Consider the following 23,281-nt stretch of genomic DNA (forward strand, 5'->3'; position numbering starts at 1 on the left):
AGCCTCTTTGCACTGTTAGCCGGTGGCGTTAGTCGTTGTCTCCATACCCCAGACTGCGCAGCGCCCTTTCATCATCTGCCCATCCGGATTTCACTTTCACCCAAAGTTCCAGAAACACTTTATTGTCAAACAAGCGTTCCATGTCCTGTCTGGCTTCCTGACCAATGGTCTTAAGACGTTGGCCGCCCTTGCCAATGACCATGGCTTTCTGACTGTCCCGCTCCACCAGAATCAGACCGTTTATCTGGTAGACGCCTTTGTCAGACAACTTAAACTGTTCTATTTCCACCGTCACCGAATAGGGCAATTCATCGCCGGTAAAACGCATCAGCTTTTCGCGAATAATTTCCGCCGCCATAAAACGTGACGAACGATCGGTCACGTAGTCTTCAGGAAAATAAAACTCAGACTCGGGCAAGCTTTGTTGCACCAGTTCCCGCAGGCGCTCCAGATTACTGCCTTGTTTGGCAGAGACGGGTATAACCTGTTTAAAGCCATGCTGGCTGGATAACCATTGCAGATGTGGCAACAAGGCATCCCTGTCTTTAATCTGGTCGATCTTATTCACCAACACCCAGCATTCAAGACCGGAATCCTGGATCTTACTCAATACCATTTGATCGTCTTCGGTCCAGCGGGTGCCTTCCACCACAAACAACACCAACCCCACCTCACCTAACGAACTTGAGGCTGCACGGTTCATCAGTTTGTTGATGGCACGCTTTTCTTCTCTGTGTAGCCCTGGCGTATCCACATATATCGCCTGGTATTCACCTTCGGTATCAATCCCCAGAATACGGTGACGGGTGGTTTGTGGTTTTCGCGAGGTAATACTGACTTTCTGCCCCAGCAGTTTATTCAGCAAAGTGGATTTACCCACATTGGGCCGACCCACAATGGCCACCATGCCGCAGTAGGTTGTAGATTCAGCTTGCATGGTTCAGTTTCTCCAGTACCATTTTTGCGGCCTGTTGTTCAGCACGGCGACGACTGTTGCCCTTAGCCCGCACCGCATCTGTCAGTTCGGCCACCCGGCATTCCACCACAAAGGTTTGGTCATGGGACTTGCCCTTCACATCCACCACTTCGTAGTCAGGTAAGGGTAACTTCCGGCCCTGCAAATATTCCTGCAAACGGGTTTTATGATCTTTGGGATGTACATTGGGGTCCAGTTGCTCAATACGACTGGCATACCAGTTCAGTATCAGTTTATCTACGGTATCTAAGCCCGCTTCGAGAAAAATGGCGCCAATAAGGGCTTCCATGGCGTCCGACAAAATAGAATCACGGCGATAACCACCACTCTTCAATTCTCCCGGCCCTAATTTGAGCAAGTCACCCAGTTCAAATTCCCGCGCCAGTTCGGCCAGTGTATCGCCTTTCACCAAAGTAGCCCGCATTCGGGTCAGCTTGCCTTCTGGCTGCTCGGGGAAACGCAGATAAAGGGCCCTGGCAATCACCATGCCCAGCACCGAGTCACCAAGATATTCCAGGCGTTCATTGTGCTGTTTGGCGGCACTTCTGTGCGTTAACGCCAGTTCCAGTGAGCCAATATCCTTAAACTGATAGCCTAACTTTTTGTGCAGGCCTTTATAAGGATCCAGCATCTAGTGGATACCACCAATTCTGGAAAAACGCACACCAGTTGGGATCCAACCAGGCACCCAACTACTGGGTTCACGGTCAAATTCAAAACTGATCCAAATCGCCACGGCTTTACCGACTAAATTATCGTCTGGCACAAACCCCCAGTAGCGGCTGTCACGACTGTTATCGCGATTATCCCCCAGTACCAGATATTGGCCTTCTGGCACCAGAAATTCGTCGGCTGCGGTACCAGGTTGCTTGTAATACATCTGTGCATGAGGGGGAACGGCCGGATTACGCAAAATCTGATGGCTCACTTCACCAAGTTGTTCGGTAAAACGCTCAAGAGGCACCAGATCCTGGAAAAATTCACCACGCTGCTCAAAGGTCAGTTCAACTGGCTTCATACCGGGGCATTGCGGAGTTACCGTTACATCACAGGCGGGTTTGATAAATACCTGCTTATTTCGATACACCACGGTATCACCCGGCAACCCCACGACTCGCTTGATAAAATCGGTGTTGGGATCTTCAGGATATTTGAACACCACCACATCGCCACGAGCAGGTTCACCCACCTCAATAAATTTATTTCTCGCGACCGGATCTTTCAGACCGTAAGTGAACTTCTCCACCAGAATAAAGTCCCCCACCAACAAGGTTGGCATCATCGAACCTGAAGGGATCTGAAAGGGTTCATACAAAAACGAACGCAATACCAGCACAAAGGCAATGACCGGGAAGATCTGCTTGGCTGTATCCACCAGATAAGGCTCTGGTGCAATTTTTTGCAAGGTCTCATCGTCCAGATTGGCTTGATTGCTGGCTCTGGCCAGCGCCATTTTTTCCTTGCGCTTAGGTGCCCAAAGCAGAGCGTCCGCCAGCCAGATTAGGCCAGATGCCAGGGTAACCAGTACCAGGCCTATCGAGAAATAATTTGCCATTTACTTTCCTACTTTCAGTACGGCCAGGAAGGCATCCTGCGGCAGCTCCACATTCCCTACCTGCTTCATCCGTTTTTTACCTTCTTTCTGCTTCTGCAGAAGTTTCTTCTTCCGACTTACGTCACCGCCATAACACTTGGCGATAACGTTCTTACGCAACTGTTTAACGGTACTGCGCGCTATCACATGGTTACCGATAGCCGCCTGAATGGCAATGTCAAACATCTGTCTGGGGATCAGTTCACGCAATTTCTCTACCAGATCCCGGCCACGGTATTGGGCATTTTCTCTGTGCGTGATAACAGCCAGCGCATCCACCCGCTCGCCGTTAACTAATATATCCAAACGCACCATATCGGCGGTCTGGAAACGCTTAAAGTTATAATCGAGTGAAGCAAAGCCACGGCTGGTAGACTTCAAACGGTCAAAGAAATCCATGACCACTTCGGCCATTGGCAGTTCATAGGTCACCGCCACCTGATTACCGTGATAGGTCATATGGGTTTGTACCCCACGTTTCTCAATACACAGAGTAATCACATTACCCAGGTAATCCTTGGGCACCAGAATATTGGCTTCCACTATAGGTTCACGAATCTCTTCAATATCGTTTACCGGCGGCAACTTAGATGGGTTGTCCACCTGTACGGTCTGACCTTTAGTCGTCAGTACCTCATAAACCACGGTAGGCGCTGTGGTGATCAGATCCAGATCATATTCGCGCTCCAGGCGTTCCTGCACAATCTCCATATGCAACATGCCGAGGAAACCGATCCTAAAGCCAAAACCCAGTGCACTGGAGTTTTCTGGTTCAAAGAACAGGGAAGCATCATTCAGACTCAACTTAGACAAAGCATCACGGAAATCTTCGTAATCATCTGAGCTGATAGGAAACATACCGGCATAAACCTGAGGTTTCACTTTCTTAAAACCAGGCAGGGCTTTTTCCGCAGGTTGCTTCGCCAGAGTGATAGTATCGCCGACCGGCGCACCATGGATCTCTTTGATACCGGCAATAATAAAGCCAACCTCACCGGTGCGTAATACACCGGTATCGGTAGCTTTAGGGGTGAAAATACCGATTTTATCCACCTGATGAACCTGGCCATTGGACATGATTTTAATCTTGTCACCGGCTTTCAGTTCACCGTGCATCACTCTTACCAATGACACGACGCCCTGGTAGTTATCAAACCAGGAGTCCACAATCAGCGCTTGCAAAGGTCCTTCGCTGTTACCTTGCGGTGGTGGAATTTGCTTAACAATCACTTCCAGTACTTCATCAATGCCGATACCGGTTTTGGCTGAGCAGCGCACCGCATTCATGGCATCGATGCCGACAATATCTTCAATCTCGGCGGCGACGCGATCAGGTTCGGCCTGCGGCAGGTCAATCTTGTTCAGAATTGGCACCACTTCCAGATCCATCTCAATTGCGGTATAGCAATTAGCCAGTGTCTGCGCTTCCACCCCCTGACCGGCATCCACCACCAGCAATGCACCTTCACAGGCAGCCAGTGAACGCGACACTTCATAAGAGAAATCCACGTGTCCTGGGGTATCAATAAAGTTTAACTGGTAGGTTTCACCGTCATTCGCTTTGTAATTGAGCGTAACGCTCTGAGCTTTGATGGTAATGCCACGTTCACGTTCCAGATCCATGGAATCCAGAACCTGCGCAGCCATTTCCCGGTCGGTCAGGCCTCCGCAATGCTGAATCAGGCGATCTGACAATGTGGATTTACCATGGTCGATGTGGGCGATAATACTGAAATTACGGATATGCTTGAGCTGCATGTTGATGTCTGACATTCCTACTTAAGATCTGAAAGCTGGACTAATTATGTAAGGCGGCGATTTTACCGTTTTCTTTCGCGCTTTGCGATCTTGTTGTAGTGATGAAGGTGCAAGAATAAATCACAACTAGTTATCGGTGACTTCCCTGATATCAATTCCTGTGCCCCGCAAGGGCACCAATTCAAGTAGCTTGGGTTGGTATTTTCGCCCTTTGCTGCCCTGAAGATGTCGGCGAATCTGCAAAAAACTTAGCGCTGTGACACCTGCAGTAAACACAACTGTCCAGAGTTCATGATACACGCCTAACATTGGCAGCAATGATTCGGCAGCTAACGCTGAAGCAATCAGCACCAACAACGGCAACATATACATTAAGGCTGAGGCACTGAGTAAATCATCTTCAGGAATGCCCAGCTTGACTTTCTGGCCGACATTAGCCGGTTTGGTACAGCGGAATATCAACAATTGGCTTTTCGGTGATAAGGTTTTAGCGATAGCACCGGTTCCACAATCCTGATTGGCGACACAACCACCGCAGGTGGTTTTGATCTGTGTTTCCACCCAGATATGATCCTGATCGACTTTCTTAATAACACCCAATTCTTCGATCATGGTTCGTTTCCGACAATTTGTACTGAGTTGGCAATAGCACTGGCAGTCTGCGGAGGTAATTTACCCACAACGGTAATCTCTACCGGACCTTTTTGCAGGGAAAGCAAGGTGTTGGCACCGTATTTTAACCAACCATTTTCCGAAGAACCTGGATCAACCACTTGCAGATACAATGACACATTCACCAACCCATCACTGAGCATCACATAGTCAACCATCTGGCCGGTCAGAGGCAGTCGGTGCATGTCACGACGTACTTCCACCATACCGACGGGTAACCAGTTCACTTGCCATTTCGCGGTTGTTGAATCTAAATCAGGCAAATGTACAGCTTGCGGCATTTTGGCAGCTTCAATACGGGAAAAATACTCGTCAGGCTCTGGCGTAACATGCAATGAGGTTACCTGAACCTGTTCCAGTGGCTCGCCTTGCAGGTTCATCATATCCAGTTTAAGGATAAGACCGCTGTCCTGGTCTAACCACAGGTTAAAGCCGTATCGGCTCTTGTCTTTACTAACAATACGGATTTGCTGTGCTGAGCGGCCAGATACCCGACTGCGTCCAACCATAACAAAATCATACGCGTTTTGTAGCAATTCTGGCTGGCGAAACAAGGTAACGGGTAACGGACCATTAATATTGGCCGAGCGAATGGCATAGGCAGGGACATTAGGCTCAAAATAGCTGACGTGGTCACCAATGCGGACAATTTCCCGTCCTGGCCCATTTTGCAGGCTCAGGTGCTCCACCTCAATCCCCTCCATTACGGCATGCCGCCATAGATAGGGTTCGAATCCGCCATTGGCCTGAATCAATACAAAAGAAATTTGGTAATTAAGCTGCTTAAGCGCCGAGGCCATCTTGTCCAACCAAGCCTGAGCGCTGTCATCAGATTGCGAAGCAGCGGAAAAAGAAATGCAAATTAGAAGGGCATACCACCAGCGCCGCATATTAGTTTTGCTGCGCCTCGGGCTGGGTATTTTGCTCATCAACTTTATCAAACTGATTGGCTTTTAAACGCATCTGCCGTTCATGATCACTAAGATAGGCATTGATTCTGCGTTTCTGTTCCAGTGCATCAGTTTGCGGTAACGGCCTGGTTTGCTCCAGACTCACCGGTGACAATCCACCTTGTTGCATACCCGGCACCGCCAGAGCTGGTGCCGAATTAAAGGGTTGATCAGGCTGTGTCTGGTTGAGCTGCTGCACTCCGAGAATCATAGCCACGGCGACAGAGGCTGCAATCGCGAATTGCCCCCCCTGGCGAACCAGCGGAATAACATGACCAATCACAGGTAAATCCTGGATACGTTTTTTCTTTGGTGCCAGTATTGTCGGCTCATTATCCAGCGCCGCAGCAACCTTGCTGCTGATATCGAAGTCCAGTTGAGGAGGCAGTTCTTTACGCAATCCGTCACGAATAAGGTGATAGTTGCGCCATTTTTCGACCAGTTCCTGTTCGGCCTGCATATCCAGTTCGAACCCCTGCAGGGATTGTTCACCGTCTACCAGGGCCGAGAGGTTTTCCAGTTTCTGCTGCTTCATTAAACAAAGTTCCTGATTAACGCGGGCACTTTCACGTGTCGGCTATTTCTGTAACAGGGGCTGAATGACCTTATCAATCGCTTCCCTCGCCCTGAAGATACGTGACCGTACTGTACCCACAGGGCAATCCATAACGGTAGCGATCTCTTCATAGCTTAGCCCTTCCAGCTCACGTAGGGTAATTGCCATACGTAAATCTTCGGGCAGCTTGTCGACTGTGTCAAACAACAACTTTTCCATCTGTTCCGACATCAGCGTACGCTCAGGAGAACTATTCTCTTTAAGCGCATCGCTGCCGTCGTAAAAATCTGCTTCCTCTGCGTCCACATCATTGGCTGGCGGCTTCCTACCTTGAGCCACCAGATAATTCTTCGCACTGTTAACGGCTATTCGATATAACCAGGTATAAAAAGCACTTTCACCACGGAAACTGGGCAATGCCCGGTATGCTTTGATAAAAGCTTCCTGAGTTACATCAGCTACATCACCAGTGTTCTTAACATATCGGGATACCAAGTGGGCGACCTTATGTTGGTACTTAATGACCAAAAAATTAAACGCGTTTTTGTCGCCCTGCTGTACTTTCTCAACCAATTGTTGATCTGTAAATTGCTCGCTCATCCGAGCCACATCCCCTCTTGAACCGCTTTTCTGATGCATTGGCTCTTGCAAGCACCTAAATAGACACGAGGTCTGAAAAAAAGTTCGAAATTATTTTTTAAACTTGCATCCAACATGAACAACGTGCGGCTGACACGTAACCAACCGCATGCCAATCAAGTCGACAAGTCCCCAGCAAAAATTGGCCCGATACAGGAATTCATACCAAACCCGCAAGATATAGTATCATGCCCAAACTCAATGAAACCTGAACAGTTTACCTCATGCATCAAGCGGTTGAACATCAATGTGATCTTTTAATCATAGGCAGCGGCGCAGCAGGCCTGAGTTTGGCGTTAAAAATGGCTCAGCAGTGTCGAATCATTGTCCTGAGTAAGAGTGTTGTTGGTGAAGGTTCAACCATGTATGCACAAGGTGGCATTGCCGCGGTATTTGACGAAACCGACTCAATAGATTCCCATGTGGAAGATACCATGGTGGCTGGTGCCGGGCTGTGTGAGCGTGCTGCGGTGGAATTTACCGCGGGTAACGCCAAGCAGGCCATGCAGTGGTTGATCAATTTTGGCGTTCCTTTTGATCAGGAAACGGATGAACAAGGGGAAGCGCGCTACCACCTGACCCGCGAGGGCGGGCACAGTCACAGACGCATCCTGCATGCCGCCGATGCGACCGGTAAGGCAGTGCAAACCACCCTGATAGATGCTGTGCGTCAGCACCCCAATATTCAGTTGTTTGAGCGGTACAATGCGGTTGATTTGATCAAAAGCCGGCTAAACACCAACAGAGTGCTGGGAGCTTATACCTGGAACCGCAATCTGGAACAGGTGGAAGTGATTCGAAGTCGCTTTGTGGCCCTGGCCACTGGTGGTGCCAGTAAAGTGTACCAATACACCTCCAACCCGGATGTGTCCAGTGGTGATGGTATTGCCATGGCCTGGCGGGCCGGATGCCGGGTAGCCAATATGGAATTTAATCAGTTCCATCCCACCTGCTTGTATCACCCCCAGGCGCGTAATTTTCTTATTACCGAGGCCTTACGTGGTGAAGGGGCTTACCTGACCCATGCCGACGGCACCCGCTTTATGCATAAGTTTCATGAACTGGCGGAACTCGCCCCGCGTGATGTGGTGGCTCGTGCTATCGACTTTGAAATGAAGCGTTTGGGTGCTGACTGTATGTACCTGGACATTCGTCACAAGCCTGCCGACTTTGTTATAAAGCACTTCCCTACTATTTATCGCAAATGTCGCTCTCTGGGCATAGATATTACCCGTGAGCCGATTCCGGTGGTACCTGCCGCTCACTACAGCTGCGGCGGCGTAATGACAGACTTCGATGCGCGAACCGATGTTGAAAATCTTTATGCCATCGGTGAAGTGGCCTATACCGGTTTACATGGCGCCAATCGCATGGCCAGCAACTCCCTGCTGGAATGTGTGGTATTTGCCAGAGCCGCAGCCCGACATATTCAGGCCAGACTGCAGCAGCAAGATATATACGAAGACATTGCACCCTGGGATGAAAGCCAGGTGAGTAATTCTGATGAAGAAGTGGTAATTCAGCATAACTGGCATGAGCTTCGTCTGTTTATGTGGGATTACGTAGGCATAGTACGCACCAATAAACGCCTCGAACGGGCTATGCGCAGGATAGAATTGCTTAAGCAGGAAATTGACGAGTACTACAGTAATTTCAGAGTAGGCAACAATTTGCTGGAGCTTCGTAATCTGGTGACCGTTTCTGAGCTGATTGTGCGATGCGCTATGTTACGCAAGGAAAGCCGCGGACTGCATTACAATCTGGACTACCCCGATCTGCAGGACAACCCTCAACCATCTGTCCTTATTCCTGAGCGTTATCAAGCCAGCTAGATAAGGCTTTATTGATGGAACGAAGCGGAGAATTTATCTCCGCTTCACATCGGTTGACCAGTTTAATGTGGGGCCACTACAACCTGATATTTTCCACTCAAATGTAAATCCTGACCATCGGCAGATCCCAAGGTGAAGCTGCCACCATTCTCACCCTCTTCAGAATGAAAACTGACTTCACAAGGTAAAAATACCGGTTTGCGAAAACTGACACTCAGGCTGTAAGCCTCTCCAAGCAATGGTGCCAACGCGGTAATACAGCGCGCCTTACTCCACATGCCATGAATAATTTGCGATTTAAAGCCAAAGAAACGCGCCGACCAGGGATACAAGTGGATGGGGTTATAATCACCCGATACCTTGGCATACTGACGACCCAAACTGGCATCCAGATGCCAGAGTTGTCCTGCAGGTAAATTGGCTGAGCTGGAAGCTAGGCTTCTTTTCGGCAAATCCCCCTGTCTTACAAGACTGACACTGCGCCCCTGCCAAACCATCTCCTCGCCCACCTGAATATCCGTCAGCAGCGAAAACTGCCAGCCAAGCCGGTGGCGGCGCAACTTATCGAAGCGACAACTAATAGACAACTTCTCATGGCGGCTAACGGGTCGGTACTGGGTGATATGATTCTCCATATGCACCAGCCCCATGACTTTGAAAGGAAAACCTTTATCCAGCAATAAGCCGAGGTGAAGTGGTAAAGCCAGACAATGCAGCCAGCACGGATGCACCTGTTCTTTATCCCAGGCCAACAGTTCATGATACTCGTCGAGTTTATCGGAATCGGCTTTTAATCCTTCACAGCGCAATACCAATTCAGGGAGCTGCGGCGCAGGAGCCTGCTGACCAGATTTAACCGCTGCCCGAAGTAACATGGCGGGTACTTTGGGCAAAGATTCCGGGGTAAATTGTCTGATATTCATCTGTTGCCCTCCAAATCGGGGTGAACGCCTTGGCTGATTATACGACATAAACGACGATAGTCGGCGACTGATACGGCATCGCGAAACACACAGAGGTATTGGCGCTGATGCTTATCAAATGCATCATGCAATGAGATAAACACTAACCAGGCCGTAACCCGGCTTGAGGATGAAATCTGCATTAAGCCGGATGGTTGTTCATCCAGCCATTGCCAGTCTCCTTGCTCGGACAGACTGAAAATACGAACTTGCTGAGGTTGTTTCAAGCGACGGTACAGCAAATATAATAAAAACAATGTAACCAGTGTTTGCCAACACCATTGCCAGGGCAAAACCTGCGCTTGCCAGCACCACACAGAGGCGATCAACAGGCCGTACAAGCCGGCCAGACATCGCTGTTGTAATTCTGAATGACCTAGCTCAATCCTATACTTTGACACGATTAACTATGGTCCCGACCATAGCGGCCAGCATAGGATCATCACATTGCTGATGGCCCATTACCCAGGCAAACAGATCCGGGTCATCACAAGTCAGTAACCGCTCAAAGGTTTCCTTGTCGTCATCGGTCAATTCACTGAACGCCTCATCAAAAAAAGGTTGAAACAGTACGTCCAACTCCAGCATGCCACGGCGACATGCCCAGCGGATCCGGTTGACTCTTTGCATCGTAAACATCCTGCCCTCTCTTTAACAACTTTGTGGGTTGCCTGCATATTAACTCAATTCACCAAACTGATCTTGTTTAACCTAAGCTTTACCCCCATGATCCCGGCATTGCTGACAATTGCTGACTTTTCATGCCTTCAATTCAATCTATTGCCAATAGCACAAGCTTACCGACAAATTTTGTCATCCCCCTTAGCCAGATTTCCCTGCTTCAGGCCAGCGGTGAAGACAGACTGAAATATCTGCAAGGCCAGTTAACCCAGGATCTTGAGCGCTTAACCGCAGATAAAGCCATGTACGCCTGCCATTGTGATGCCAAAGGGAAGGCCTGGGCTTTGTATCAGGTGTTTAGCCAGGGCGAAGAGATTTTTATGTTGAGCGACAGTGAAGCAATAGAGAAATCGCTGCCGGAGCTGAAAAAATATGCGGTATTTTCCAAAGTCGCATTAACCAAAACCGATTTAACCTGGTTTGGTATTGCCGGGCCAAATCCAGAAGCCTGGCTGACAAAGCAGGGTTGTCAGTTACCGCAAACCCATCTTGGCATCAGTTGCACCGACAGATCCGTGATCATAAGACAAGACAGCCCGGACATTCGCTATATAGTGGGTTTGCATGAACCACTGTCTACCCAGATCGTTGAGACGCTGTCAGAGCACCTTTATACGGAAAATCTCTGGCAGGTGCTGGATATTCAGGCCGGTCTGCCAAAACTTAATGCACAAACCAGTGCCGAGTTTGTGCCACAGATGGTGAATATGCAGGCCCTGGATGCCATAAGTTTTACCAAAGGCTGCTATATGGGTCAGGAAACCGTGGCACGTACCCGTTACCTGGGTAAAAACAAACGGGCAGCCTACATTCTTCATGCCAGGCATGCGACCGATATGACGCCTGGCGATGCATTGGAAGTACAGCTTGAGGAAAACTGGCGCCGCAGCGGCACTGTGTTAAGCTGTGCGACGTTAAGCGAAGAGACTTGGCTGCTGGCTGTATTACCTAACGATACGCAAACTGGTACCTTACTACGCAGCAAGCAACAACCTGACGTGCTGTTCGAGGTGTTACCTCTTCCCTATTCACTTGAAAATTAAGGCTATCTATCCATGAAAATTGCCCCAAACAAAGTTGTAACCATGCACTACACCGTCAGTACCACAGAAGATGTGCAGATTGACTCTTCCCGTGACGGCAAGCCCATGAGTTTTTTGCATGGTCAGCATTTTCTGATCCAGGGGCTGGAAGACGCTCTGCTGGACAAACAAGCCGGTGATAAGTTTGTTACCGAAGTAGAACCTGCCAACGCCTATGGCGAGCGTCACGACGAACTGATCCAACTGGTTCCCAAGTCTATGTTTGAAGGCATGGACGTGGAAGTGGGTATGCAGTTTCGCGCCACCACAGATGACGGTGAACAGTCGGTGATGATTATTGATATCACTGATGACGAGGTGGTGGTAGATGGTAACCATCCGCTGTCAGGTGTGACCCTGAAATTTGATGTAGAGGTACTTGAGGTACGTGACGCCACCGAACAGGAACTGGCCCATGGCCATGTGCACGGCGAAGGCGGCTGCGGCCACGAACACTAATTAAATTCTGTTCTCGCAGAGGCGCAGAAATCGCTGAGAGATGAATCAGGAAACTAGTCCATTGACAATCCTAACAATGCCCTCTCTCATCGTTGCTGCGCCAAAATTCAATACGTACCCAAGCTTTATTCCTGTTAACTTCAGGTAGGTCAGCAGCTGTTTTTTATGCTGATTGTGTATGTCACTGACAGATTTTAACTCCAGTAAAACCTTGTCTTCCACTATCAAATCCACTCTGAATCCTTCGTCGAATTGGATCCCGCGAATAACAATGGGAACGACCGATTGACGTTCCACCTTATACCCTTCTTTAGCCAATGCATCAGCCAACACGACCTCGTAGACCGATTCGAACAGTCCAGGACCAACCTCTTTATGTAAAGCTATTGCATGGTGAATAATTCGGCTTCCCAATTGATTTTCGGTCAGATGCAAAATTAATGTCCTAGAATGGCTTCACTGGTATCGCAAAGTTTAGTCACGCCAAAACAAAAAACGGAGCGGTACTTCTACCACTCCGTGTTCACTGCGTCTCTGCGAGAGAGGCGTTTTTATTTATTAAGATTCAGCCTGCGGGCGCATATGCGGGAACAGGATCACGTCTTTGATGGTGGGACTGTCGGTAAACAGCATCACCAGGCGGTCGATGCCAATACCCTCACCTGCTGTTGGCGGTAAGCCGTATTCCAGCGCACGAATATAGTCATCATCGTAATGCATGGCTTCATCATCACCGGCTTCTTTCTCTTCTACCTGTTTGCGGAAACGGGCAGCCTGATCTTCGGCATCGTTGAGCTCAGAGAAACCATTAGCCAGCTCACGGCCGCCAACGAAGAATTCGAAGCGATCGGTAATAAAGGGGTTTTTATCGTTACGACGCGCCAGCGGTGACACTTCCCACGGATACTCAGTGATAAAGGTCGGCTGATCCAACTGCTCTTCGGCTGTCGCTTCGAAAATTTCGCACAGGTACTTGCCTGGGCCCCAAATACCGTCCACTTCCGGCTCTTTTATATGCAGCTTCTTGGCCATTGCTTTGAGGCTATCCATATTGTTCTGCGGATCGCGAATGGCGGCCTCATCGGCTTCTGGCCAGTATTTCAAAATGGCATCGCCCATGCTCAGACGGGTGAAGGGCTGGGCAAAGTCATAGCGCTTTTCGTTCAGTACATTACCATCTGCATCACGGATGGTATTAATGACTTCCGTGGTGCCTAATACATCCTGCGCCAAAGTACGCAGCATATCTTCGGTCAGGTCCATCAAATCATGATAATCCGCATACGCCTGGTAGAACTCAATCATGGTGAACTCAGGATTATGGCGGGTAGACAAGCCTTCGTTGCGGAAGTTGCGGTTGATTTCAAACACCCGCTCAAAGCCGCCCACCACCAAACGCTTCAGATAAAGCTCCGGGGCGATACGCAGATACATATCGATATCCAGTGCATTATGGTGTGTCACAAAAGGCTTGGCCGATGCACCACCTGGGATCACCTGCAACATCGGCGTTTCCACTTCCATAAAATCGCGTTCAGACAAGAACTTACGGATGCCGTTGATAATCTTACTGCGCACTTTGAAGGTGTCACGGGTCTGCTGACTCATAATCAAATCAACATAGCGCTGGCGGTACTTGGTTTCCTGGTCAGCCAGGCCGTGGAACTTTTCAGGCAGCGGACGCAGCGACTTGGTCAGCAACTGATACTCGGCCATATCCACATACAGATCACCCTTGCCGGATTTATGCAGTGCACCACTGACGCCGATGATATCGCCGATATCCAAGGTGCCGTAACGCTGTTTAATATCCTGCTGTGTTTCTTTACTGGCATAGGCCTGAATGCGGCCTTTCATGTCCTGCAGCAGCAGGAAGGGGCCGCGCTTGGCCAGTATACGACCCGCCACACTCACCTGTGTATTCAGGCTAACCAGCTCTTCTTTGTCTTTATCACCAAAGACATCCTGCAAATCCTGACTATAGTGCTCACGGCGGAACTCATTGGGGTGACCATTGGCCGGACAATTGCTGCGGATCTCGGCCAATTTGCCACGGCGCTCCGCAATCAATTTATTCTCATCTTGTTGAATGTCTGTCATCTGCTGTGTATTCCTGATTACTGATTGCGTTTACAGGCCGGACTTAAGGCTGGCCTGTATAAATCTGTCCAACCCACCGTCCAGTACGGCCTGGGTATTGCGGGTTTCTACCCCGGTACGCAGGTCCTTGATACGGGAGTCATCCAGCACATAGGAACGAATCTGGCTGCCCCAGCCAATATCCGACTTGCCGTCTTCCATGGCTTGTTTCTGTTCGTTTTGCTTCATCAGTTCCATTTCATACAGCTTGGCTTTCAACTGTTTAAAGGCCTGATCTTTGTTTTTATGCTGTGAACGGTCATTCTGACACTGCACCACAATACCACTGGGTATGTGGGTAATACGTACGGCCGAGTCGGTCCGGTTTACGTGCTGCCCTCCCGCGCCAGAGGCACGGTAGGTATCGATGCGTAAATCAGACGGATTGATTTCAATCTCAATATCGTCATCAATTTCCGGGTAAACGAAAGCCGAGGCAAAGGAAGTGTGACGACGGTTCCCCGAGTCAAACGGCGATTTACGCACCAGGCGGTGTACACCGGTTTCGGTCCGCAACCAGCCAAAGGCATACTCGCCCTGAAAACGGATGGTGGCGCTCTTAATGCCCGCCACTTCGCCTTCAGAAACTTCAATCAGCTCGGTTTTAAAGCCGTGCTCTTCACCCCAACGCAAATACATGCGTAGCATGATATTGGCCCAGTCCTGCGCTTCTGTGCCACCGGAACCGGATTGAATATCCAGATAGCAGTCATTGGCGTCGTTAGGACCAGAGAACATACGACGAAATTCCAGATCTTCAAGCTTGGCCATCAATTGCGCCAGCTCCGCTTCTGCTTCGTCAAAAGTCTCCTGGTCTTCGGCCTCAACCGCCAGTTCCAGCAGGCCTTCTACATCTTCGGCACCTTTTTCCAGGGCGACGATAGTGTCGACTACTTTCTCCAGGGCAACTTTTTCCTTACCCAGCCCTTGGGCCCGTTCTGGCTCATTCCAAACATCGGGACTTTCTAGTTCGCGATTGACTTCTTCTAAGCGTTCTTGCTTGCTATCGAAGTCAAAGATACCCCCTGAGCGCATTGGAGCGCTCCCGGACATCCGCCAAGGCGTTTTTTACCGGATTGATTTCAAACATAAATCAGCTATCAAATCTTGCTTACAAAGGAGGCGGATTTTAGCGGATTACGCAAAGGAATGACAGGCCCAGCGGCCTGACAAAAGTTGGAATATTGGCAGGCCAGCAGCCTGCCATCCACAGAATCACAGGTTGTCAGACCAGCTCAGTATGCTCGTGCAGGACATTGAAAATATCTCTGAAACTATTGGCTTTAAGGCTGATATCCAGCGGTATGTGCAAGGCCCTGGCAATATCACTGGACGAGATCAGGCCGCGTAAATGCCCCAGTTCATCCACCAACAATATATGCTGCTCACCCAAACTACGCAGCGTATTGACCAGATCGCCGATAGTGGCATTTTTCAGTTGCGCATAGCTGATACCTTGCAACTCCCGGCGTGGCACCATCACATCTTCCACCGTCAGCTCATTTCTGTCCTGCTGCCGCTGATTGGCGATCATCAGTATTTTACGACTGCTTAAGTCAGCAAAGCTGACGATACCGAGAAACTGCTCATCGGCGTCCACTACCAACTTGGCCTTAACATGGCCCTTTTTCATCATAAACAGCGCCTGGTCAACAGATACGTCCTTATCTATCAGTTGGGGACTACGGCGGGTAAAATCTGTTACTACTTTAACGGCAGCACTATCAAGGTTTAACGGCTCAACGCTTTCGGTAGAGCAAAACTGGGTAACCTGGCCTAAAGCCTGAGTTTTCAATATTTTATCTGTCATTTTGGATTCTCCAACAAACTGAACGTCGCCCGCTCGCTAAGAAACCGAGGTTTAAGTATAGGCGATACGGGGTAAATTTTTTATGGTTCAGCTTGCCAGAGGTGGGGCCCGCGGCTGTGGCAGCCCAATACTGGCGTTGTATATGGCTTGGGGGGATGCAGGAACGAATAAGTAGGACTGGGTTAGAGCGCTGACGTTCGATACTGAGCCGACCAGACTGGAGTCGTCTCTGTCCAGATCCGTTTGCAACAGCTGTGCGTCAGCATATTGCGTGACAGTGAGCACAGAAGAGTCGCCGACGGAACGGGTAACACTTGCACTGTTACCCAGCCAACAAACCAGCAAACACAACGCCGTTGTAAAAAGACTAAAGTAACGAGGCCGGTATACAGCTTGACGCACGTGGCGGTACCGAAGAATGCTCATAACTTCAATATGGAGCAACTGGCTAAAAACTCAATAGCTCTCGGTTAAATTGTATAAAATTTGAGTTTACAGCCAGCCTTTGCGCCTGAACCACACAATCTGCAATCCACAAACCAACACCAACAGGGCAATAAACACTCCAAAGCCCAATGGGTTCTCGGCACCAGGAATGCCCCCGACATTAATGCCAAGCAACCCGGTCAGAAAACCCAAGGGTAAGAAGAACGCGGCCACAATAGACAACACATACATGCGACTGTTCATCTGCTCGGCCAGATGATTACCTATTTCTTCCTGAGTAACGGCAGCCCTTTCACGCACCGCATCCAGGTCTTCCACATGGCGCATTAAGCTGTCCAGGGTTTCCTGAAAACTTAATCGTACATCGCGGCTAAACCAATCGATACGGTCAGACAACAACTGAGAGATGGCTTCACGTTGCGGCGCCAAATAGCGCCTTAGAGAGATAATCTGCCGCCGCACCCGACCAAGTTCGGCGCGCATCTGGGCATTTTGCTGCTCCAGTGCCTGCTCTTCGAATTCAGCCACCTGATCTTCGAAATAATCCACCGTATCAGACATTCTCGCCACCAGTCTGGACAATAAACTGGCCAGTACTTCATCGGTGCGAGCCGGGCCCTGCCCGGCTTTTAATTCATTGGCAACATCGGTGACAGAGAGCAAACGACGTTTTCTGGTGCTGATGATGCGCCCTGGCTCAACCCACAGCCGTATCGATACCATATCGTCGGGATCGGCACCGGGGTTTAAGTTGACGCCACGCAAGGCCAGCAACAAACCGTTGTCGATACGAATGGCTCTGGGACGCGTTTCACCGGTAAGTAATGCATCGGTGACCACGGGATTAAGGTCAGCCCCCTGCTCCAGCCACTCAATACTTTGCGGCTGGCTGTAATCCAGATGCACCCACAACACCCCGTCCTGCGGCTGCCAGTTTTTCACTCCTTGCCAATCCAATACCGACGCACCGCCTTTGCCATCCAGCAGCAGTGCGTGAATCAAGGCCTCATCTTGCATAAACGGCTCCTTAACGGCTTAGCTTATTCAGGGTGTCCACCAGCTCTACAGCCAATTTGCTGATAGCCTGTTGCTGCTCAGCGTCTTTTAACTGCCCCTGTTCGGTGAATGCAGAGCCCGCCTGGCCAATGGCTCGCTGCCCCGGCAGCACCATCACGCCAATGTTTTGTAACAGCATTCTTAAAAATACCAGGCCGCGTAAGCCCCCCAACGCACCTGGCGCACAAGACATAATGGCCGCCGTTTTACCTCGATAGGCCACAAGCGGCGCCTCACCAGGTTCAGTGGCTCTGGACGCCCAATCAATGGCATTTTTAAGTAGCGGGCTAAAAGCACTGTTGTATTCAGGTGACGCAATCAGCAGCCCGTCATGCTCAATTAACAGTTGCTTAAAGGCCACCGCAGATTCGGGCAGCCCCTGCTCATCCTGTAAATCCTGGTTATAGATTGGCATAGGATAATCGCCAAGATTAATCAGCGAGACCTCGGCACCGGCCTGCCTGGCGGCATCAGCGGCAATGCTTACCAGCCTCTGATTAAATGAATCCTTACGGCTGCTGCCGGAAAAAGCCAGAATACGTGGCATAGTGTGCATCTCAATTTGCGTTAAGGAACTGTCAGCTTAACCTTGCTGGTTACAATTACCAACCGGTCAGATGCAAGACACAGTACAATCCAGAACTGGCTCAGAAAAAAGCCAGTGGTTGATAGGGCAGCATAATGAGGCGTGGGGCTATTCGTCGCCTTTGCTCATACCGTACTTGCGCATTTTTTCAACTAATGTGGTACGGCGCATACCCAACACTTCGGCGGCCCGGGCCACCACCCATTCCTGCTGTTCCAGTGCCTGGGTAATTAAACTAACCTCCAGCTCAGCCAGGTATTCTTTCAGGTTTAATCCCTGTTCTGGCAGAGCTTGGGACTGCCCGCCGGCTTCCAGGTCTTCTGCTTGACTGAAGCCGGTATCATCGGGTTCGTCATCTTCTTCGGTAAAATCACCAAACAAGGCATTAATGGCTTCGCGTTCCAGCAATTCTTCCGGATACTCAGGCTGATAATCATCGGCCTGATGGTGCTGGTATTTATGCGGTAAATCACTGACATCCACCACCTTATCCGGGTAAAGGATCAGCAGGCGTTCCACCAGATTCGACAATTCACGAACGTTACCGGCCCAGTGATGCTCCATCAGGGATTTCAACGCACCTTCGGTAAACTTGATGCTGCGCCCGGATTCACTCAGGGCACGGGACACCAGTTCCTGCAACAACAGCGGAATATCTTCTTTACGCTCACGCAATGGCGGGCTTTCGATAGGAAACACATTTAACCGGTAGTACAAATCTTCACGGAATTTGCCGTCGGTGATCATATTTTCCAGATCGCGGTGTGTGGCAGCAATCACCCGCACATCACATTGAATGGGCTTAGTGCCACCAACTCGCTCGTAACTGCGTTCCTGCAGCACCCGCAGCAGCTTAACCTGCATTTGCAGCGGCATATCGCCAATTTCATCCAGAAATAACGTGCCACCTTCGGCCAGTTCAAACCGGCCTTTTCTTGAATTCACCGCGCCAGTGAATGCCCCTTTTTCATGCCCGAACAGCTCACTTTCCAGCAGTTCACCAGGAATGGCACCACAATTGACCGGAATAAACGGCCCTTCGCGACGATTAGACAAGTAATGTACATTGCGCGCCACCACCTCTTTACCGGTGCCAGACTCCCCCAGTACCAGCACATTGGCATCGGTTGGTGCCACCTGCTCAATCATATGGCGCACCAACTGCACGCCGCTGCTTTTACCTATCAGGCTGCGAAACAGTTTTGTTTTGTTTTGTACCGCGCCACCCTGGCTGGGACGGCGTTGCAGGTATTCCTGACAGCGATGTAACATCTGGGTCAGTTGGGGATAGGTTACCGGCTCTGGTAATACGCCCACCAGGTTGCCCTGATGTTCCATACCATCGGCCCCCACCATAATAAAAGGCTGAGCCGGATGCAGTTGTAACAGTTTATCGTTAAGTTCGCCGCTATCGGCATCCAGCAACACACAGGCATAGGGGCCCTGCTTAGCCAGATAGTCAAAGGCCTGGTCAGGCGCAACGCAATCGCAGTGTTCGCCCATAAAGGTGAGTACCGTCTGAAGACTTATCCGGCGAGCCTCCAGCCCACTGATAATCAGAATTTTACTCATACCTTAGCGACCTCAAAGTTGCGGACAACCCACGCGTGACATTAAACCTGACTGAAATGGCATTCAGCCCTCGATAAAGAAACGGATAACTGATTGATATCTTTGTATCCGACATTCTACCCTTGGATTTTAACCATTACCCGGTCAATCGCAACCTGAGAGATTCAGGTTTGTGATCAAGCGCTTAAGAACCGCACAAAAAATCGTCTGGAACGATTTTTGACGCCAGTCGTTTAATGGCGGCCCGTAGGGCTGTTACCAGGGACGGTAACAGCAAAAAATCGCCAGGAGCGATTTTTGACATCAGCAGTTTAATGATGGCCCGAAGGGCAACCGACAAGGATGTTGGTTGCAAAATTTCATCTGGAATGAAATTTGACGCCAGCAGTTTAATGGCGGCCCGAAGGGCAACCGACAAGGATGTTGGTTGCAAAAAATCATCTGGAATGAAATTTGACGCCAGCAGTCTAATGGCGGCCCGAAGGGTCTTACACAAGGACGTGTAAGACAAAATTTCATCTGAAACGACGCCCCCCAATCCCAAAACCACCAACAGATTCGACAAATCCCCGTTGTATCGGTCAAAATACCCCAAATAGCCAAGGCCAAGCCTGTTCAGGAAGTGTTCCATTGAATTACCTAGATATTGCCAAAGACGTTTTTGACATCGAAGCCCAGGCTATCAGCCAACTGTCAGACAAACTGGATAGTCAATTCAGCCTGGCGGTAGAAAGCATACTCAGCACGAAAGGGCGGGTGGTGGTCTGCGGCATGGGCAAATCTGGGCAGATTGGCAGAAAAATAGCCGCAACGCTCGCCAGTACCGGCACCCCCAGTTTTTTTATGCATCCGGGCGAAGCCTACCATGGCGATTTGGGAATGATTGCCAAGGAAGATATTTTTGTCGCTATTTCCAATTCCGGTGAAACAGAAGAAGTGGTCAAACTGCTGTCGTTTTTAAAAGAAAATGGTAACTTTCTGATTGGTATGACCGGGGACACCACATCCAGTCTGGGCCGGGCCGCCAATGCCATATTAAATGTCGGGGTAGAAAAAGAAGCCTGTCCATTACAACTGGCCCCCACCGCCTCCACCACAGCCACCCTGGCCATGGGCGATGCCCTGGCGGTGACGTTGATGAAAGCTCGGGATTTTAAGCCCGAAGAATTTGCCCGCTTTCATCCCGGCGGCAGTCTGGGCCGACGCCTGCTGGCGCGCGTGCAGGATGAAATGATTAAAGATCATCTGCCGTTAGTTAAAACCAGCGCCAGCTTTGCCGACATCGTCGATGCCATTAGCGGTGGTCAGCAAGGCATAGCTATTGTCGAGGCAGACAAGGGCTATGGCATTATCACAGACGGTGATATTCGCCGCGGTTTTACCCGGTATAAAAAAGACGTGTTCGATTTAACTGCCGCACAGATGATGACGCTCAATCCCAAGAGCATCGATATTAATGCTAAGATGGCCGAAGCTTTTGCTCTGATGGAAAAAAACCGCATTACCTCTTTGCTGGTGTTGGACAACGGCAAACTGGCCGGCATTGTGAAGAAATAGGAAAACAAACAATAACGCCGCAACAAGTGCGGCGTTATCATATTTCAAAATGCAAAGTTTAACCAAGCAGCGCCAGCACCTGCCCTTTCTGCTGGTTAGCCTGGGCCTGTACGGCAATGGATGCCTGCCCCAATATATCATTGGCCGCTTTGTCCGCTGAGCCCTGTGCATAATCCAGATCCTGCAAACGGCTTCTGGCCGCCTGTACATTCACTTCGGTATTAGCCAGATTACGTGCGGCACTTTCAAACTGATTCTGGGTGGCCCCCAGGTCAGCCCGGGCAGAACCAACATACTCTACGGCACTGTCGGCAACTTCTAAGGCATCAGAGGCACCTTTGGCGGTGCTGATATCAATATTCAGCACATCACTCAAACCACCGGCAATATCTTTGGTGCCAACACTGATGGACTGCCCTGAATTGGCACCCACCAGAAAATCTACATTGCCTTCACCAGAAAGCAGCGGCTTGCCGGCAAATTCGGTCTGGTCGATGGTCTGCTTAATATTGTCTTGTAATTGCGACACTTCTTTTTGCAGTGCCTTACGGTCCGCATCGGTCAAAATGCCACTACCGGCCTGCACAGACAGTTCGCGAATACGGTTAACATCATTGCTAATGCCAGACAACCCGCCTTCAGCCACCTGGGCCAAGGACACACCGTCATAGGCATTGTTATAGGCCTGACGCACACCGGATGTTTGCGACGTCAAACGATCAATAATCTGCTGGGCCGCCGCATCATCAGCCGCACTGTTCACCCGCTTACCGGAAGCCAGCTTTTCAAACAGCGAATTCTGCTTCTGCTGCACTTGTTGCAGTAAAGACGCATTGGATTTGGTACTGTTAATCTCTAACATAAGCCCCCCTCAAACCTCAGCCCTAAGAATAGCAGAGGGTTGGCTGGAAAGTAAGCAATGCGCTGTCGCAATAGTATGGAGAGTTATACTTTGTTATACATTGTATATGCTGAAGTCATTCATCTTATAAAAATCAAGTCCAAAACGAGCTCCCAAATAACCTTCAATTTGTACTACATACTATGCTGGTTGAGCATGTAGCTTACATGAATTTTATAACAATCATTTAGATGGGTAGATAGAATTACTGCCTCCTTACAGAAGACAATGCAGATTCGCTTACTTTTGCAAGATCATTATTGAGAGGCCTTGGATGATGACGCCAGTAGCCACTTTCATCTTGTCCTCTACAAATAATGGACTCAATTTCTTCGGCCCATTTTTCATCAATACTTCTAACATCTGGGCTACAATATCTAAAAACTATAGCACAACGTCTTCTCGAGCTTAAATTGGCTGGGGAGCCATGTACTAACATATCTGCATGAATCGAGCACTCTCCCGCCTTCAAGCTGTTTATTTGAGGTAAATTAGTCTCTAACAAGTTGATATCTATTTCATTACTTGAAAACTCAGAATCGATTTTCACTGGGCCTTTTTTATGACTTCCGGGGATCCACTGCATTGCACCATTTTCTACATCAGCATCATCTAGAGCTAACCATACATTCACAGTTCGTGCAGGTGTCAAATTCCATATAACAGCATCTTGATGCCACGGAATAACTTTCGACGAATGAGCGTTTTTACACACAACAGCTGAAGCCCAGCATATAATATCTTCGCCTAATATATCCTCCACACAGTCTAAAATTCGGCTATTTGTAGCTATATCCCACACACCTTGCAACTTGGAGTGATAACAATTGAGTCCATATCTACCTATTTTAGCTGACGCACTCAATAAACTTTCAATATAAGAATTTATTTCCTCCATCTCAATTTCATCATATATTCTAATAGGCTTCACATACCCTTTATCATTGTAAAACTTTATTTGATCTTCAGTTAAAACAGCCCCCTTCTTAATAGTCACATTTTTAAAAGTCAAATCAAGCTGAGATTTAAACATACCCCCCCCTTGGAATGGA

Annotated in this window: 25 protein-coding genes; 4 read left to right on the forward strand and 21 right to left on the reverse strand. The window is 49.4% G+C overall.

Annotated features, from left to right (window positions below):
• Positions 1 to 28: 28 nt before the first annotated feature.
• The 8 genes from era to rpoE all read right to left on the reverse strand — a co-directional run bounded on the left by era (position 29) and on the right by rpoE (position 7,106).
• A complete protein-coding gene (gene era, locus ABD028_RS16920; protein ID WP_102795680.1) occupies positions 29 to 937 on the reverse strand; it encodes a GTPase Era in 909 nt (302 codons plus the stop codon).
• A complete protein-coding gene (gene rnc / locus ABD028_RS16925) occupies positions 927 to 1,607 on the reverse strand; it encodes a ribonuclease III (RefSeq protein ID WP_343846443.1) in 681 nt (226 codons plus the stop codon). The genes era and rnc overlap by 11 nt, the downstream gene beginning before the upstream one ends.
• A complete protein-coding gene (gene lepB, locus ABD028_RS16930; protein WP_102795682.1) occupies positions 1,608 to 2,531 on the reverse strand; it encodes a signal peptidase I in 924 nt (307 codons plus the stop codon).
• Positions 2,532 to 4,328: a translation elongation factor 4 gene (gene lepA / locus ABD028_RS16935; protein ID WP_102795683.1), complete on the reverse strand. Its 1,797-nt coding sequence runs from the start codon at positions 4,326 to 4,328 to the stop codon at positions 2,532 to 2,534. It abuts the gene before it with no gap.
• 126 nt (positions 4,329 to 4,454) lie between these two features.
• Positions 4,455 to 4,940 (reverse strand): SoxR reducing system RseC family protein, encoded by a 486-nt coding sequence (locus ABD028_RS16940; RefSeq protein WP_343846445.1) that lies wholly within the window; start codon positions 4,938 to 4,940, stop codon positions 4,455 to 4,457.
• On the reverse strand, positions 4,937 to 5,890 hold the full coding sequence (locus ABD028_RS16945) for a MucB/RseB C-terminal domain-containing protein (RefSeq protein WP_343846447.1): 954 nt from the start codon (positions 5,888 to 5,890) through the stop codon (positions 4,937 to 4,939). The genes ABD028_RS16940 and ABD028_RS16945 overlap by 4 nt, the downstream gene beginning before the upstream one ends.
• A gap of 1 nt (position 5,891) precedes the next feature.
• Positions 5,892 to 6,485 (reverse strand): sigma-E factor negative regulatory protein, encoded by a 594-nt coding sequence (locus ABD028_RS16950; RefSeq protein ID WP_343846449.1) that lies wholly within the window; start codon positions 6,483 to 6,485, stop codon positions 5,892 to 5,894.
• A 42-nt stretch (positions 6,486 to 6,527) separates the two neighbouring features.
• Entirely contained in the window at positions 6,528 to 7,106 is a 579-nt protein-coding gene (gene rpoE, locus ABD028_RS16955; RefSeq protein WP_102795970.1) for an RNA polymerase sigma factor RpoE, read from the reverse strand.
• 263 nt (positions 7,107 to 7,369) lie between these two features.
• On the opposite strand from rpoE, the gene nadB reads away from it, so the two are divergent.
• A complete protein-coding gene (gene nadB, locus ABD028_RS16960) occupies positions 7,370 to 8,977 on the forward strand; it encodes an L-aspartate oxidase (protein ID WP_343846451.1) in 1,608 nt (535 codons plus the stop codon).
• A gap of 62 nt (positions 8,978 to 9,039) precedes the next feature.
• Here nadB and ABD028_RS16965 read toward each other — a convergent pair whose 3' ends face one another.
• Genes ABD028_RS16965 through ABD028_RS16975 form a run of 3 tightly spaced genes read right to left on the reverse strand, consistent with a single transcriptional unit; the run spans position 9,040 to position 10,578 of the window.
• Entirely contained in the window at positions 9,040 to 9,900 is an 861-nt protein-coding gene (locus ABD028_RS16965; RefSeq protein WP_343846453.1) for a MaoC family dehydratase, read from the reverse strand.
• Entirely contained in the window at positions 9,897 to 10,340 is a 444-nt protein-coding gene (locus tag ABD028_RS16970; RefSeq protein ID WP_343846455.1) for a protein YgfX, read from the reverse strand. The genes ABD028_RS16965 and ABD028_RS16970 overlap by 4 nt, the downstream gene beginning before the upstream one ends.
• Positions 10,327 to 10,578, reverse strand: coding sequence for an FAD assembly factor SdhE (locus tag ABD028_RS16975; RefSeq protein ID WP_102795690.1), 252 nt, complete (start codon positions 10,576 to 10,578; stop codon positions 10,327 to 10,329). Before ABD028_RS16975 ends, ABD028_RS16970 begins: the two co-directional genes overlap by 14 nt.
• Positions 10,579 to 10,700: 122 nt before the next feature.
• Between ABD028_RS16975 and ygfZ the strand changes: the two genes are divergently transcribed.
• On the forward strand, positions 10,701 to 11,663 hold the full coding sequence (ygfZ, locus tag ABD028_RS16980) for a tRNA-modifying protein YgfZ (RefSeq protein WP_343846457.1): 963 nt from the start codon (positions 10,701 to 10,703) through the stop codon (positions 11,661 to 11,663).
• A 12-nt stretch (positions 11,664 to 11,675) separates the two neighbouring features.
• Positions 11,676 to 12,161 (forward strand): FKBP-type peptidyl-prolyl cis-trans isomerase, encoded by a 486-nt coding sequence (locus ABD028_RS16985; RefSeq protein WP_343846459.1) that lies wholly within the window; start codon positions 11,676 to 11,678, stop codon positions 12,159 to 12,161.
• 45 nt (positions 12,162 to 12,206) lie between these two features.
• Here the strand turns inward: ABD028_RS16985 and ABD028_RS16990 are convergent, their stop codons facing one another.
• From ABD028_RS16990 to ABD028_RS17025, 8 genes are all read right to left on the reverse strand, one after another.
• A complete protein-coding gene (locus ABD028_RS16990; protein ID WP_343846461.1) occupies positions 12,207 to 12,596 on the reverse strand; it encodes a GxxExxY protein in 390 nt (129 codons plus the stop codon).
• Between the two features lie 123 nt (positions 12,597 to 12,719).
• Positions 12,720 to 14,261, reverse strand: a complete 1,542-nt coding sequence (lysS, locus tag ABD028_RS16995) for a lysine--tRNA ligase (protein WP_343846463.1) — start codon at positions 14,259 to 14,261, stop codon at positions 12,720 to 12,722.
• Positions 14,262 to 14,291: 30 nt separating this feature from the next.
• Positions 14,292 to 15,390 (reverse strand): peptide chain release factor 2 gene (gene prfB, locus ABD028_RS17000; protein ID WP_343846465.1). Its coding sequence is split into 2 segments (ribosomal slippage): positions 14,292 to 15,314 and positions 15,316 to 15,390, totalling 1,098 coding nucleotides; the frame shifts between segments, so codons are not numbered across the junction.
• Between the two features lie 135 nt (positions 15,391 to 15,525).
• The gene (locus ABD028_RS17005; protein WP_343846467.1) at positions 15,526 to 16,110 is read right to left on the reverse strand and encodes a CBS domain-containing protein; all 585 of its coding nucleotides are present in this window, start codon (positions 16,108 to 16,110) and stop codon (positions 15,526 to 15,528) included.
• A gap of 492 nt (positions 16,111 to 16,602) precedes the next feature.
• Positions 16,603 to 17,574, reverse strand: a complete 972-nt coding sequence (gene zntB, locus ABD028_RS17010; RefSeq protein ID WP_343846469.1) for a zinc transporter ZntB — start codon at positions 17,572 to 17,574, stop codon at positions 16,603 to 16,605.
• A 10-nt stretch (positions 17,575 to 17,584) separates the two neighbouring features.
• A complete protein-coding gene (locus ABD028_RS17015) occupies positions 17,585 to 18,160 on the reverse strand; it encodes an NADPH-dependent FMN reductase (RefSeq protein ID WP_343846668.1) in 576 nt (191 codons plus the stop codon).
• 147 nt (positions 18,161 to 18,307) lie between these two features.
• Positions 18,308 to 19,771, reverse strand: a complete 1,464-nt coding sequence (locus tag ABD028_RS17020; protein ID WP_343846471.1) for a sigma-54 dependent transcriptional regulator — start codon at positions 19,769 to 19,771, stop codon at positions 18,308 to 18,310.
• Positions 19,772 to 19,955: 184 nt separating this feature from the next.
• The gene (locus tag ABD028_RS17025) at positions 19,956 to 20,402 is read right to left on the reverse strand and encodes a hypothetical protein (protein ID WP_343846473.1); all 447 of its coding nucleotides are present in this window, start codon (positions 20,400 to 20,402) and stop codon (positions 19,956 to 19,958) included.
• On the opposite strand from ABD028_RS17025, the gene ABD028_RS17030 reads away from it, so the two are divergent.
• Positions 20,402 to 21,328 (forward strand): KpsF/GutQ family sugar-phosphate isomerase, encoded by a 927-nt coding sequence (locus tag ABD028_RS17030; protein WP_343846474.1) that lies wholly within the window; start codon positions 20,402 to 20,404, stop codon positions 21,326 to 21,328. The genes ABD028_RS17025 and ABD028_RS17030 overlap by 1 nt on opposite strands.
• 58 nt (positions 21,329 to 21,386) lie before the next feature.
• Here ABD028_RS17030 and ABD028_RS17035 read toward each other — a convergent pair whose 3' ends face one another.
• Positions 21,387 to 22,190, reverse strand: coding sequence for a flagellin N-terminal helical domain-containing protein (locus tag ABD028_RS17035; RefSeq protein ID WP_102795705.1), 804 nt, complete (start codon positions 22,188 to 22,190; stop codon positions 21,387 to 21,389).
• 244 nt (positions 22,191 to 22,434) lie between these two features.
• Entirely contained in the window at positions 22,435 to 23,262 is an 828-nt protein-coding gene (locus tag ABD028_RS17040) for a phytanoyl-CoA dioxygenase family protein (protein WP_343846475.1), read from the reverse strand.
• Between the last annotated feature and the right edge of the window lie 19 nt (positions 23,263 to 23,281).

The sequence above is a fragment of the Bowmanella denitrificans genome, from assembly GCF_039522935.1.
In the GTDB taxonomy this organism is placed as follows: domain Bacteria; phylum Pseudomonadota; class Gammaproteobacteria; order Enterobacterales; family Alteromonadaceae; genus Bowmanella; species Bowmanella denitrificans.